Annotated in this window: 11 protein-coding genes; 7 read left to right on the forward strand and 4 right to left on the reverse strand. The window is 71.9% G+C overall.

Going from position 1 to position 13329, the window contains the following annotated elements; all coding sequences use genetic code 11:
• Positions 1–51: 51 nt before the first annotated feature.
• The 3 genes from ACZ4D5_RS21375 to ACZ4D5_RS21385 form a co-directional block, all read right to left on the reverse strand.
• On the reverse strand, positions 52–1410 hold the full coding sequence (locus ACZ4D5_RS21375; RefSeq protein WP_467773936.1) for an extracellular solute-binding protein: 1359 nt from the start codon (positions 1408–1410) through the stop codon (positions 52–54).
• 201 nt (positions 1411–1611) lie between these two features.
• A complete protein-coding gene (locus ACZ4D5_RS21380) occupies positions 1612–2298 on the reverse strand; it encodes a response regulator (protein WP_467773937.1) in 687 nt (228 codons plus the stop codon).
• Positions 2295–4145, reverse strand: a complete 1851-nt coding sequence (locus tag ACZ4D5_RS21385) for a sensor histidine kinase (RefSeq protein WP_467773938.1) — start codon at positions 4143–4145, stop codon at positions 2295–2297. The genes ACZ4D5_RS21380 and ACZ4D5_RS21385 overlap by 4 nt, the downstream gene beginning before the upstream one ends.
• Before the next feature lie 174 nt (positions 4146–4319).
• Between ACZ4D5_RS21385 and ACZ4D5_RS21390 the strand changes: the two genes are divergently transcribed.
• A complete protein-coding gene (locus ACZ4D5_RS21390) occupies positions 4320–5714 on the forward strand; it encodes a cation:dicarboxylate symporter family transporter (protein WP_467773939.1) in 1395 nt (464 codons plus the stop codon).
• Between the two features lie 112 nt (positions 5715–5826).
• Here ACZ4D5_RS21390 and ACZ4D5_RS21395 read toward each other — a convergent pair whose 3' ends face one another.
• A complete protein-coding gene (locus ACZ4D5_RS21395; protein WP_467773940.1) occupies positions 5827–6465 on the reverse strand; it encodes a TetR/AcrR family transcriptional regulator in 639 nt (212 codons plus the stop codon).
• Between the two features lie 154 nt (positions 6466–6619).
• On the opposite strand from ACZ4D5_RS21395, the gene ACZ4D5_RS21400 reads away from it, so the two are divergent.
• The 6 genes from ACZ4D5_RS21400 to ACZ4D5_RS21425 all read left to right on the forward strand — a co-directional run bounded on the left by ACZ4D5_RS21400 (position 6620) and on the right by ACZ4D5_RS21425 (position 13215).
• Complete coding sequence (locus ACZ4D5_RS21400; protein ID WP_467773941.1) at positions 6620–8314, forward strand: MFS transporter; 1695 nt, start codon at positions 6620–6622, stop codon at positions 8312–8314.
• A 147-nt stretch (positions 8315–8461) separates the two neighbouring features.
• Positions 8462–10891: an NACHT domain-containing protein gene (locus ACZ4D5_RS21405; protein WP_467773942.1), complete on the forward strand. Its 2430-nt coding sequence runs from the start codon at positions 8462–8464 to the stop codon at positions 10889–10891.
• A 55-nt stretch (positions 10892–10946) separates the two neighbouring features.
• Entirely contained in the window at positions 10947–11174 is a 228-nt protein-coding gene (locus ACZ4D5_RS21410; protein ID WP_467773943.1) for a hypothetical protein, read from the forward strand.
• A gap of 8 nt (positions 11175–11182) precedes the next feature.
• The gene (locus tag ACZ4D5_RS21415; RefSeq protein WP_467773944.1) at positions 11183–11635 is read left to right on the forward strand and encodes an HIT family protein; all 453 of its coding nucleotides are present in this window, start codon (positions 11183–11185) and stop codon (positions 11633–11635) included.
• 309 nt (positions 11636–11944) lie between these two features.
• Positions 11945–12553, forward strand: a complete 609-nt coding sequence (locus tag ACZ4D5_RS21420; RefSeq protein WP_467773945.1) for a dihydrofolate reductase family protein — start codon at positions 11945–11947, stop codon at positions 12551–12553.
• A 35-nt stretch (positions 12554–12588) separates the two neighbouring features.
• Complete coding sequence (locus ACZ4D5_RS21425; protein ID WP_467773946.1) at positions 12589–13215, forward strand: mycothiol-dependent nitroreductase Rv2466c family protein; 627 nt, start codon at positions 12589–12591, stop codon at positions 13213–13215.
• The last annotated feature ends 114 nt before the right edge of the window (positions 13216–13329 follow it).

Below are 13329 nucleotides of genomic sequence, written 5' to 3' on the forward strand. Positions count from 1 at the left end.
TTCGTCGTGGTTGCTCGCGCAGTCCTCGCGCCCCTTGGGGACGGTGGTGGGCTACTTGGTTGTGACCTCGCCGTCCGTCGCCGACGAGACCTCCTCGTCGTAGCCGGCGGCCGCCTTGTCGACCGAGGCGTCGCCCGTCGTCACCGACTCCATCGCCTCCTGGATCGCGGTGGAGACCTTGGGGTACGCGGGGTACGCCGGGCGGTAGTGCGTCGTGGCCACCAGGTCCGTGAAGAACTTGATGCCCGGCTGCGCCTTCACGTACGACGGGTCGGCCGCGACGTCCTCGCGGACCGCGATGCCCGAGTTGGCGATGTACCACTTCTTGGCGTTGTCCGTCGTCTGCATCGTCTTGATGAAGTCGAAGGCCAGGTCGGGGTTGCTCGCCTTGGCCGGGATCGCCCAGGTCCAGCCTCCGGACATGCTCACCTTGCCGGGGGCCTGGCCGTTCTGCGTCGGCATGTACGCGAGGCCCAGCTTGTCCGACCACTGGGGCCACTCGTGGCCCGCGCCCTCGCCCCAGTCCTGCGGCAGCCACGAGCCGTCGAGGTTGATGCCCAGCTTGTCCTCGGGGAGGAGCTCACCGCGCACGCGGGTGGCGAAGTTGGGGTCGAGCGCGTCCGTGACGTCCGGGCCGAGCTTCTCCTTGAAGACCGTCTCCACGAAGGCGAGCGAGTCCTTGAAGCCCTTGCTTCCCGTGACCCACTTCTTCGACTCGGGGTCGTACAGAGGGTCCTTGCCCGTGCCGTACGCGAGCATCTGGAAGCCCTGCATCGAGGCCGTCTCGCCCGCGGGCTTGCCCGTGTAGACGTTGAGGGGGGTGACCCCGGGGACCTTCTTCTTGATGGTGCGGGCCGCGTCGAGGATCTCGTTCCAGTTCTTCGGCTGCCAGTCCGCGGGCAGGCCCGCCTTCTTGAAGATCGCCTTGCTGAACCAGAGGCCGCGGGTGTCCGTCCCGTCCGGCACGCCGTACGTCTTGCCGTCGGCCGCCTTCGCCGCCGTCTTGGCGGTGTCGATGAACTGGTCCCAGTCCTTCCACTTGTTCAGGTAGGGGTCCAGCGGCTTCAGGTAGCCGCTGGTGATGTCCGAGTTGATGAGGAACGTGTCCTCGTAGACCAGGTCGGGCGCGGTCTTCGGGGAGCGCATCATCTGCTGCAGCTTGGTGTAGTACTCGGAGTCCGGTGCCTTGATCGGCACCAACTTGACCTTCTTGCCGGGGTGTTCCTTCTCGAACTGCTTCTTGATGTCCGCCAGGTAGGTGTCCATGACCCTGATCCGGTTGTCCGTGGACTGCTTGAAGGAGACCCTCACGGTGTCGGGGTCGTCGCCGGAGCCGCCGCCGCACGCGGTGAGGGTGCCGGCGGCGAGCAGGGTGGCGGCGGCGAGGAGCAGTGGAGTGGTGGGGCGCACGGGCACGACCTCCTACTGGCCGACGCGGCCGGGTTGCCACGCGGGGCTGCAACACGGGACTGCAACGCGGGTTGCCCGGTGAACGTAAGGGCGCGTTCCGAACAAGGTCAATGCCCGTGCGGAGGCTGGGCGTTGATGCTTGTCACCAACGTGACAACGTTGTTGTCGGGCGCACGGTTTCAGTCGTCCGAGGCGGTCGGTTCAGGCGCCCGGGGCGAGCCAGCGGTAGACGAGTTCGGGGCGGCCGACGTGGCCGTACTGGGGGCTGCGGGCCGCGCGGGCCGTCTCGACGAGGTGTTCCAGATAGCGGCGCGCGGTGATGCGGGACAGGCCCGCCGACTGCGCGGCCGCGGCGGCGGTGAGGCCTTCGGGGGCGGCGCGCAGGGTGCGGATGACGCGTTCGAGGGTGGGGCCGCTGAGGCCCTTCGGGAGGGCGGCGGGGCTCGGGGCGCGCAGGGTCGCGAGCGCGCGGTCCACCTCGTCCTGCCCGGTGGCCTCGCCCTCGGCGGCCGCGGTGCGGAACTCCGCGTAACGGGTGAGGCGGTCGCGGAGGGTGGCGAAGGTGAAGGGCTTCAGCACGTACTGGACGACGCCGAGGGAGACGCCCTCGCGGACCACGGCGAGGTCGCGGGCCGACGTCACCGCGATCACGTCCGTGGGGTTGCCGGCGGCGCGCAGGGAGCGGGCGAGGTGGAGGCCGTGGCCGTCGGGGAGGTGGAGGTCGAGGAGGATCAGGTCGACGGGGGTGCGGTCGAGGGCGCGGCGGGCTTCCGCGGCGGAGTGGGCGGGGCGGGGCAGGGCCTCGAAGCCGGGGACCCTGTTGACGTAGAGGACGTGGGCGTCGGCGGCGACGGGGTCGTCTTCGACTACGAGTACGCGGATTGTCACTGGGCGCCTCTCTTGCCGGTGCCGTCAGCCTGCGGCCGGCCTGGAGTCGTGCCTTGGTCGGCGCCTGGTTCATCGGTACTCGGCATCAAGGGCTGTGCCCGCCCTTCCCCAAGCTCTCGGCTCCGCTCGAGCAGGGGAGACCCCACTCGCCGTGCGGAACGCCTGCCCACAGCGGGAGCGGGACTGTTGCTCGCGGCGAGGGCTGGGGTGGGTGAAGGGGCCCGGCGGCTGTTCGCCGTGGTGAGGCGTACCTCGAACTCCGCTCCGCCCTCCGCCGACTCCCGCACCGTCAGCTCGCCCCCGTTGCGCGTCACCGTCTGGTGGACCAGTGCCAGGCCCAGGCCCCGCCCCGTTGCCGCCTTCGTCGACCAGCCCCGTTCGAAGACCGCGTCCCGCTGGGCGGGGTCCACCCCGGGGCCCGTGTCCGAGACGCGGAGGAGGAGGCCCGCCTCGTCCGCGCGGGCCGTCACCGTGACGCGGGCCGAGGGGGAGCCCTGGGCCGCGTCGACCGCGTTGTCGACGAGGTTGCCGAGGACCGTCACCAGGTCACGGGCCGGCAGGGAGGGCGGGAGCATGCCGTCGTCGATGCTGCTGTCCTGCGACACGACCAGCTCCACGCCGTGCTCGTTCGCCTGCGCGGCCTTGCCGAGGAGGAGCGCCGCAAGGACGGGTTCGCTGACCGCGGCGACCACCTGGTCGGTCAGGGCCTGCGCCAGTTCCAGTTCGGCGGTGGCGAAGTCGACGGCCTCGTCCGCGCGGCCGAGTTCGATGAGGGACACCACCGTGTGGAGCCGGTTCGCGGCCTCGTGGGCCTGGGAGCGCAGGGCCCGCGTGAAGCCGCGCTCGGAGTCCAACTCGCCGGTCAGCGCCTGGAGTTCGGTGTGGTCCCGCAGCGTGACCACCGTGCCTCGGCGCTCGCCGCCGGTCACGGGCGAGGTGTTGACGACCACCACGCGGTCGGCGGTCAGGTGCAGTTCGTCCACCCGGGGCTCGGCCGAGAGGAGCGCGCCCGTCAGAGGAGCGGGCAACCCGAGTTCGGCTACGTTGCGGCCGATCACCGGGGTGTCGGGCACCCCGAGCAGCTCGCGGCCGCCGTCGTTGATCAGGGCGATCCGCCGCTGCCCGTCCAGCATCAGCAGGCCCTCGCGCACCGCGTGCAGCGCCGCCTCGTGGTAGTCGTGCATGCGGCTCAGCTCGGCGGCGTTCATGCCGTGCGTACTGCGGCGCAGGCGCGCGTTGATGACGTACGTACCGATGCCGCCGAGCACGAGCGCGGCCGCCGCGACGCCGAGCAGCGCGAGGAGCTGGCCGCGCGCCTTGGCGGTGATCTCCTCGATGGTGATGCCCGCGCTGACCAGGCCGATGATCTCGCCGTCGTCCGCGGCACCGGCCCGGATCGGTGTGACCACCCGCACCGAGGGGCCGAGCGTTCCCGTGTACGTCTCCGCGAACGTCCTGCCGCGCAGCGCCTGCGCCCGGTGGCCGAGGAAGCGCTCGCCGATCCGCCGCTCGTCGGGGTGCGTCCAGCGGATGCCGCGCGGGTCCATGATCGTGACGAAGTCGACGCCGGTGTGCCGCTGGACCCGGGACGCGTACGGCTGCAGGCGGGCGGAGGGGTCGTCGCCGTCGCGTATGGCCTCTCGTACCGAAGGGGAGTCCGCGACCGCCCGCGCCGCCGCGGTCGCCTGGCGGCGCGCGCCCTCCTCCGCCTGGTGCTTGTCGCTCAGATACGTGAAGAGCGCGCACCCGGCGACCACCGCCGTGACCAGCACGATCTGCATCGCGAAGAGCTGGCCCGCCAGGCTGCGCGGCAGGCGGCGCGGGCGGGACGGTCGGGTGCGGGGCATGGTGCCAGTCTGCCTCGCCGTATAAGTGCGAACTAAATGAACGCAAGGGTGACCGCCCTCACAGAGCGGGAGATAGTCGCCGGGATCGCCCGGGAGACGAGGCGGTCGTCCAGGACGTGAGCCGCACGCACCACAGGCACCACAACGCCGACGTCGTCGTTCAAGGAGGGCCCCGTGACCAGCACGGCCGACCCACAAGCGGCACCCGCAGCCAAGCGGGACCGCACGCACTACCTCTACATCGCCGTCATCGGCGCCGTCCTGCTCGGCATCGCCGTCGGCTTCATCTGGCCCGACTTCGCCAAGGAACTGAAGCCGGTCGGCACCGGGTTCGTGAACCTGATCAAGATGATGATCTCGCCCATCATCTTCTGCACGATCGTCCTCGGCGTCGGTTCGGTCCGCAAGGCCGCCAAGGTCGGCAAGGTGGGCGGGCTCGCGCTCGCCTACTTCGTGGCGATGTCGGTCGTCGCGCTCGCCATCGGCCTGATCGTCGGCAACATCCTGCACCCGGGTTCGGGCATGGACATCACCGAGTCCGAGAAGGGCGTGGGCCACGACGCGGCCGAGGAGGCGAACAAGGGTCTCGTCGACTTCCTGCTCGGCATCATCCCGAAGACGCTCGTCTCCGCCTTCACCCAGGAGCAGGTGCTCCAGACGCTGCTCGTCGCGCTGCTCGTCGGCTTCGCGCTGCAGGCCATGGGCCGCTCGGGGGAGCCGATCCTGCGCGGCATCGGGCACATCCAGAAGCTGGTCTTCCGGATCCTGTCCATGATCATGTGGGCCGCTCCGGTGGGCGCGTTCGGCGCGATGGCGGCCGTCATCGGCGAGACCGGCGTCGACGCGCTCAAGGCGCTGGCCACGATCATGATCGGGTTCTACGTCACCTGCGCGCTGTTCATCGTGATCGTGCTGGGCACGCTGGTGAAGCTGGTGGCCGGGGTCAACCTCTTCCAGCTGCTCAGGTACCTGGGCCGAGAGTTCCTGCTGATCCTCTCCACCTCCTCGTCCGAGTCCGCGCTGCCGCGGCTCATCGCGAAGATGGAGCACCTGGGAGTCAGCCGGCCGGTCGTCGGCATCACCGTCCCGACGGGCTACTCCTTCAACCTCGACGGCACGATGATCTACCTGACCATGGCCTCGCTGTTCATCGCCGAGGCGATGGACCAGCCGCTCGGTGTCGGCGAGCAGATCTCGCTGCTGCTCTTCATGATGATCGCGTCCAAGGGCGCGGCGGGCGTGTCCGGTTCGGGCATCGCGGTCCTCGCGAGCGGTCTGCAGTCGCACAAGCCGGGCCTGGTCGACGGCGTCGGCCTGATCATCGGCGTCGACCGCTTCATGAGCGAGGCGCGCGCCCTCACCAACTTCGCGGGCAACGCGGTCGCCACGCTGCTGATCGGGACGTGGACCAAGGAGGTCGACAAGGAGCGGGTCGCGGAGGTCCTCGCCGGCCGACTGCCGTTCGACGAGCGGACGTTGGTGGACGACGGGCACGGGGGGTCGTCGCGGGACGACGAGGATGGGGTGCCGGAGCAGGCGGGGGCCGGGGAGAAGTCCTTGACCGCGTGAGTGTCGTGAGTGTTCTGAGAGGGGATCGGATCGCCGTACGTGTGGCGATCGGATGGCGACCGCGGGTGCGTCGTGGTTGTCCGCGCAGTTCCCCGCGCCCCTTCGGGGCGCTCTAGCCGGGCCCCCGCCTTCGGGCGGCCAGCCCCGCCACCAGCTCGGTGGCCTTCGAGGCGGGCAGGCCCGCCGCGGTCAGGAACGTGATCGCGGTGGACCTGCCCGCCTCCTCCGCTTCCAGGACGCCGTCGTTGACGGCCTCCATCACGGAGAACAGCACCCCTTCGAGCACGTAGCTCAAGGCCTTCGGCGGCAGCGGCGAGGCGAACGTGCCGTCGTCCAGGCCGCGTCGGAAGACCTCCACGCCGGACGCGTGGACGGCGCCGAGGCGTTCGCGGATGCCCTCCATCGTGACGCTGCGCTGCGCGAGGGAGAGCAACAGGCGGTAGCGGTCGGCGACTTCCCACACCGCGAGCAGCGAACCGGCGACCGCCTCGGCCGGGTTCGCCGCGTCCGCGCGGCCCTCGGCGTGCGCGGACTCCACGGCCTCGATCGCCCGGTCCACGATCGCGCCCACCAGCGCGTCCCGGCTCGGGAAGTGGCCGTACACCGTCCTGCGCACGACCCCCGCGGCGCGCGCGATCTGGTCCATGGACGCGTCGGGGTCCCGCAGCAGCTCGGTGACGGCGACGTCGAGGATGCGGCGGCGATTGGCGTCGGCTCTGACGCTCGCGGCAGCGGGGCGCGGGGTGCTCATGCCTCTCATTCTGCTGATCCCGTCAATTTGCACAACGCTGTGCAGGGCAGTAATTTGCACATCAGTGTGTAGTTGCACATGACTGTGCAAGTGAGTGACCGAGTGAGCCGGGTGCGCCGGGGGGCGGACCCGGTACGGAGGAGTGAGGGCCTCGATGTCTGTGGTGATCAAGGAGCCGGTCGAGCGGATGGACCGGCCGTACGCGCGCCGCTGGTGGGCACTGGGGGTGCTCTGCCTGAGTCTGCTGATCATCGTGATGGCGAACACGGCGCTGACCGTGGCCGCCCCCGACATGACCAAGGACCTCGGCCTCTCCAGCTCCGACCTGCAGTGGGTCATCGACGGCTACACCGTCCCGTACGCCGCGCTGATGCTGCTGCTCGGCGCCATCGGCGACAAGTACAGCCGCCGCGGCGCGCTCGTGCTCGGACTCGTCGTCTTCGGCGCCGGATCCGTCGCGGGCTCGCTCGTCGACAGCTCGGGCGGGGTCATCGCGGCCCGCGCGGTGATGGGCTTCGGCGCGGCGATGATCATGCCCGCCACGCTGTCCCTGCTCGCCTCGACGTTCCCGAAGGCGGAGCGGGCCAAGGCCATCGTGCTGTGGACCGCCACCGCGGGCCTCGCCATCGCCGCGGGTCCGCTGGTCGCGGGCGCGCTGCTGCAGAACCACGGCTGGGCGTCGACCTTCCTGATCAACGTGCCCATCGCCGCGCTCGCCGTCGTCGGCGCTCTCGTTCTCGTGCCGCCGTCCAAGGCCGGGCACGGCAACCGGATCGACTACGTCGGCGGCGCGCTCTCGGTCGTCTGGACCGGCGCCCTCGTCTACATGATCATTCAGGGCCCGCACTTCGGCTGGGACGCCAAGGCGATCTCCGCGGCGGTCGTCGCGGGCGCGGGCCTGCTGGCCTTCGTCGCCTGGGAGCTCCGCCACCCGCACCCGATCCTGGACGTCCGCCGCTTCCTCGACCGCCGCTTCGCGGGCTCGAACCTCGCGGTCGCGCTCTTCTTCCTCGCGGTCTTCGGCGCGTTCTACTACCTCACCCAGCACCTGCAGTTCGTGCTCGGATACAACCCGCTGGAGACGGGCGTGCGCATGCTGCCGCTCGCGGGCGCGGTCTTCGTGGGCTCGGCCCTGACCGGCTATCTGACGCCGCGCATCGGCATGAAGATCACGGTGACGGCGGGCATGGTCGCGGGCACGGTGGCGCTCGCGCTGCTCACGCAGGTCGACGCGTCCTCCTCGTACACGGACTTCCTCGCCCCGCTGATCGTGCTCGGCCTCGCCATCGGCCTCGCGCTGTCGCCCTGCACCGACGCGATCATGGGCGCGTTCCCCGAGTCGGAACTGGGCGTCGGCGGCGCGGTCAACGACACGTCCCTCGAACTCGGCGGCTCGCTCGGCATCGCCATCCTCGGCTCGGTGCTCGCCAGTTCGTACTCCTCGAAGCTGTCGGACGCGGCGGCGGCCTCCGGCGCGAAGCTGCCGGACGGCACGCTGGACACGGCCCAGGACTCGGTCGGCGCCGGCTACGCGGTGGCGCAGGGCATCGGCGACAAGGCGCACGAGATCGCGGCACAGGCCGCGAAGGCGGGCTCGCCCGAGCAGGCGGCCCAGCTGAAGGCGCAGGCCGAGCAGCTCGGCCAGGGCGCGGGCAAGATGGCCGACGCGGTCGGCTCCGCGTTCTCGGACGCGGTGGCGCACACGAGCCTCGTCGGCGCGGCCATCCTCGGTGTCGGCACGGTGCTCGTGGCGGTGCTGCTGCCGCGCCGCAAGGGCGGGGACGCGGACGCGGTGTCCGCCGGGACCGCGCGGACGGCGAAGGAGCGCGAGCCGCAGACGCAGCACTGACCCGACACTGACCCGACGCCGAAGCCGGCGTGCGGCCCGGCGGCGCCGACCCGCCGCCGAACGCCCGCTGATCAGGCACGGAACCGACGGCCGGACCACCCGCACACGGGGTGGTCCGGCCGTCGGCCGTCGGGCATGCTTCCGTCCATGGGGTGGCCGCGGGAGGGCCCGCAGAGCGTGCGATGGCTGGTGGCGGGCGGGACGGCGACCCTGCTGGTCAGCGGGGGCTGGGCGGCCTGGTCGGTGCTGCGGGGCGGGCTCGAACCCCAGGACGTGGCAGGGGTGTTGGGGCTCCCGCTCGGCATCCTCGGCCTCCTCGTCGGCTCGGCCCTCAGCCTGAGCGCCCTGCGGCTGCAGCGGGCGGGCGAGGGGCTCGCGGCCGAACTCGACCGGCTGGCACGGTCCGTCGAGGACGTGGAGGTCGCCGAGCGCACCCACATGCTGGGCACCGGCGCGCACCTCATGGATCTGCCGGTCGACGTGGTGCCCCGCCCCGGCGGCGCGGAGCCGCCGGGCCGACAGCGCCTGTCCGACGTCGCGCGGTGGTACTGCGCGGCGCCCGGACGCCTGATCGTCACCGGGGCGCCGGGCGCGGGCAAGACGGTCCTCGCGGTGCACCTCGTGGTGCGCCTCCTCGCGGTGCGCGCCCCCGGTGCCCCCGTGCCGGTCCGTCTCTCGATCCGCGACCTGCCGCCGCCGCGCGCCCGCCGCTGGTGGGGCCGCCAAAGGACCGAGGGCGGCCTGGAGCGCTGGCTCACGGCCGATCTCGTCACGTCGTACGAGGTGCCGGGCGCGGCGGCGGCGGAACTGGTCGCGCGGCGCCTGGTGATTCCGGTGCTCGACGGCTTGGACGAGATGGACACGGACAGCGAGGAGGACGGGCCCGACCGGGCGCGCCAGGCCCTGGAGCAGCTCAACGCCCACCAGTCCCTCGACGGCAGCGCCCCGCTCGTACTGACCTGCCGCGAGCGCCGCTACACCGAACTGGCCGAGCACCAGGCCTGGTTGCGGGAGGCAACCCTCCTGCGCATCGGCGGCGTCGACGCTGACCAGGCCCGTTCGTACGTGGAACTGCGGTCCGACGGGCGGAGCTCCCCGATGGACGCCGTGGCCGACGCGATGCGCGACGCGGCGCAGGGCGGTCCGGTGGCCGAGGTGCTGAGCTCGCCGTTCTATCTGAGCCTCGCGCTGACCGTGTACGGCGGACCGGCGAGGCCGCACCGCCTTCCGACGGATTTCCGTACGCCTGACGAACTGCGCGAACACCTCCTCGCGCACTGCGTCACCGCCGCCACGGCCGCGGCGAACGCCGCCGCGCGGCAGGCGAGGCAGAGCCTCACGGGGGCGCGTTCGGTGTGGGGGAGGCAGGCGGAGTACGAGTCGGCGTCGGTGCATCGGTGGCTGCGGAGCATGGCGGGGGCCGAGGGGCGGATCACGCCGGTGGGGCGGGTCGTCGGGCGGGGGGTCACTCTGGTCCTGTCCATGGCGACTGCCGTGGCCTTGGCCGCGGCGGTCCTCCTCGTGGTCCCGGACGCGGTGGCGCGTCTGTGCCCCGAGGAGTGGTGGGTCCACCGGGAGGGGCCCGCGTTGTCCTGGGCGCTGTCGGGGACCGTGGCGCTGATGCTCGGGGCGGTCGGGGCGCTCCCGCTGTTCGAGAGGGTGCCGTGGTGGCCGCCGGAACGGGTGACCGCGCGGCGTGCGTCGGCGGGCGACAGGCTGCGCAGGGCCGCCCGTCGGGTTCGCGTGACGGTCCTGTGGGTCGTGGTCCCCGCGTGCGCGGCGGTCCTGGGCGGGGCGGCCCCGTTCAGCGGCTGGTACGGGGACGTCCCGGACTGGGGGTGGTACGCGATGGGGTATGGGTTCGTCGGCTTCGGCTTCGTCGCCTACGTGATCGACGAACCGTTCACCGCCCACACCGGCAGGCGGCAGCTGATCGGCTGTGCGGTGCTGCCGGTGTTCGGCTGGGGCATGGCGTGGGCGGGCCGCGGGATCCTCTCGGTGACGGAGTTCGTCGCCTGGGCGGCCGTGTCGGCCGCCGTCGTCGCCCTGCTGTACGTCCTCGGCATCGCGCGGCCCTTCTCGATCCTGGGGGGATGCCTGGTGGGCGCCTTCGCCTGGGATCCCGCGCCGGTCGGACCGCACGGCGGCATGCCCTCGGGGGCCGCGGCCGCCGCCCTCGGCTGCTACGCCCTGGGGTGCGGACTGCTCGGGGCCCGCCGGGCGGAACGGACACGGCACCTGATGCGGCGCCTGCGGCGGAGCGTCGGGTGGCTGGCGCCGTTCGCCTGGGTGCTCATCCCGTTCGTCATGGGCATGGGGATGACGTCGTCGTTGGGGTTCGCCGGGGTCGTCTTCCTGGCCCTCACCTGGGCGGCGATGAGCTTCGTGGGCCAACTGGCCTACGGAGTCCTGCTCCTGACCGCTCGTCTCCTCGGCCGTATGCCCCTGGCCCCCGGCGCCTTCCTGGCCTGGGCCTACCACGCGGGACTGCTCCGCATCGTCGCCGGCTCCTACCAGTTCCGGCACAGCGAGCTCCAGGAATGGCTCGCGAGGAACCCCCGGCCACGGGTCGATTAGTCTCCTTCGCAGGCGTCTGACCGGCGCCGTGGGACGCGGGGGAAGGGGAGGGGCCATGGCGCCCAAGCCGGTGCGTGCTGCCATCGGGCAGATGTGGATCAACTGCATGGTCTGCAAGGGGGACACGTTCCGCGAGCGGGACGTGAAGCTGAACAGCTTCGGCATGGAGTTCATGAAACTGGCCTGGGCCGACGAGTCGGCGACGGGCCTGATCTGCTGGCGGTGCGGGTACGTGCACCTCTTCGTGAACCGGGAGGTCAACCTGTACCGGGCCGACAAGTGAGCCGGCAGGTGACCTGTACGGCCTGCGGCCTCGCCGACGGAACGGTGCCGCTGCCGGGCGGCACCGTGCTGCGTACCGCCCACTGGACCGTCGAGCACTGTGTCGGGCCGCTCGGCGTCGGCACGCTGCTGGTCAAGCCGTTGCGGCACGTCACGGGCGTGGCCGAGCTGAGTCCGGACGAAGCGGCCGGGATGGGGCCGTTGCTGACCCGCGTCTCGGCCGCGGTCCGCGCCTGTGCCGAGGACTGCGAGCAGGTGTACGTCTGCCTCTGGTCCCACGCGGGGCGCGTGCCGGGGCATCTCCACTTCGTCGTGCAGCCCGCCCGTACGTCCGACATCGACCGGCACGGCGGCGCGTACGGGCCCGCTCTTCAGACGGAGATGTTCCGGGCCGGCGAGCAGCCCGACCCCGTCGCGGTGGAGGCGTTCTGCCGCCGTGCGCGGGCGCTGCTCGGCGGGTAGCCGGGCCGCCGGAGAAGAGTTCTCCGACTGAACCGTTGACACCACTCCAGGTGAAGTACTACGTTCTAACCACTCCAAGTAGAGTACAACGATCAACGTGATCCCGAGGAGCCAGTTGAGAAACCCGCGGCAGTACCGGGCCCGATCCGCGTCCCAGAACCGGAACGCCCGGCCCCACCCTCCCCTCCCGCAGCCGGCCAAGCCGCGCTCGGTGCCGCGGCCCCGGCCGCTGCCCAAGCCGGGGAGCCGCAGCTGACCGGCCGCACCGCCCACCCGACCGACCACGCCCGCCGTCACCAAGGAGTCCCCATGCGAAAGCTCGTCTACTTCATCGCCGTCAGCCTCGACGGGTTCATCGCCGGGCCCGACGGTGCCGACCCCACGGGCCCCGACGGCTTCTGGCCGGTCGGCCAGGACTACGTGGAGCGGCTCGCGGGGGAGTACCCCGAGACGCTGCCGGGCCCGGCCAGGGAGGCCCTCGGCATCACCGCCGAGGGGACCCACTTCGACACGATCCTGGAGGGCCGCAGGACGTACATGATCGGCGTGGACGCCGGAATCCCGGACTGCTACCCGCACTTGAGGCACATCGTGTTCTCCCGCACCCTCACCGAGAGCCCCGCCCCCTCCGTCGAACTGGTCGCCACCGACCCGGTCGAGAAGGTGCGGGAGCTCAAGCGGGAGGACGGCAAGGACATCTGGCTGTGCGGCGGCGGTGAGCTCGCCGGGGCGCTGCGCGGCGAGATCGACCGGCTGATCGTCAAGCTCGGTCCGCTGACGCTGGGTTCGGGCACCCCGCTGTTCGCGTCGAAGACCGCCTTCGACCCGGTCCTGTACGACCGGACGGACGTCACCCTCCTCGACAGCGGCACGGTCTTCCTCACCTACGACAGGCGCGAGGGCGAGGCGGGCCGGTGAGGAACCGCAAGTCCCCGAAGGCGTACCGTGGTTGAGTGACCGCCACCACCCCACCCGGCCGGCGCGGCCCGGGGGTCGACTTCTGGTTCGACCCCGTGTGCCCGTACACCTGGATCACCTCGCGCTGGCTGCGCGAGGTGGAGCGGGTGCGCGACATCGCCGTGCGGTGGCGGGTGATGAGCCTGGCCGTGCTCAACGAAGGCCTCGCCGTCGACCCGGAGGACCCCGAGGGGCTGTACGGCGAGTACATGAAGGCGCACGGCCGGGTGTGCGCGGCGGTCCGCGAACGCCACGGCAACGACGCGCTCGGCCGCTACTTCGACGCCCTCGGGCAGCGGCTTCACGAGCAGCAGGACTGGTCCGGCATGGCGCCCGCGCTCGCCGCCGCGGGACTCCCCGCGGACCTCGCGTCCGTGGCGATGACCGGGGAGTACGACGCCGTGGTGCGGGCCTCGCACCAGGCGGGCATCGCCCTGGTCGGCACCGGCGTCGGCACGCCGGTGCTCTCCGTCGAGGGGGTCGGAGCGGTGTTCGGTCCTGTCGTGTCGCCCGCCCCCAGGGGCGAGGCGGCGGGGCGGCTGTGGGACGGCGTGGTGCTGATGGCCGGGGTGGAGGGCTTCTGCGAGTTCAGGCGCCCGTACGGGGAGACGGACTTCGGCTGACGGCGCGAAGCGCCGCCGCGGGCCGCCGCCGCGCACCGCCCTCACCTGGATGCTTACGTTGTGGTGCGTAGCTGAGCAAAAAGTCGGTACTTGTGCCGAGTTGAGGGTGCGCCA

This window comes from Streptomyces sp. NPDC025651, assembly GCF_055558735.1.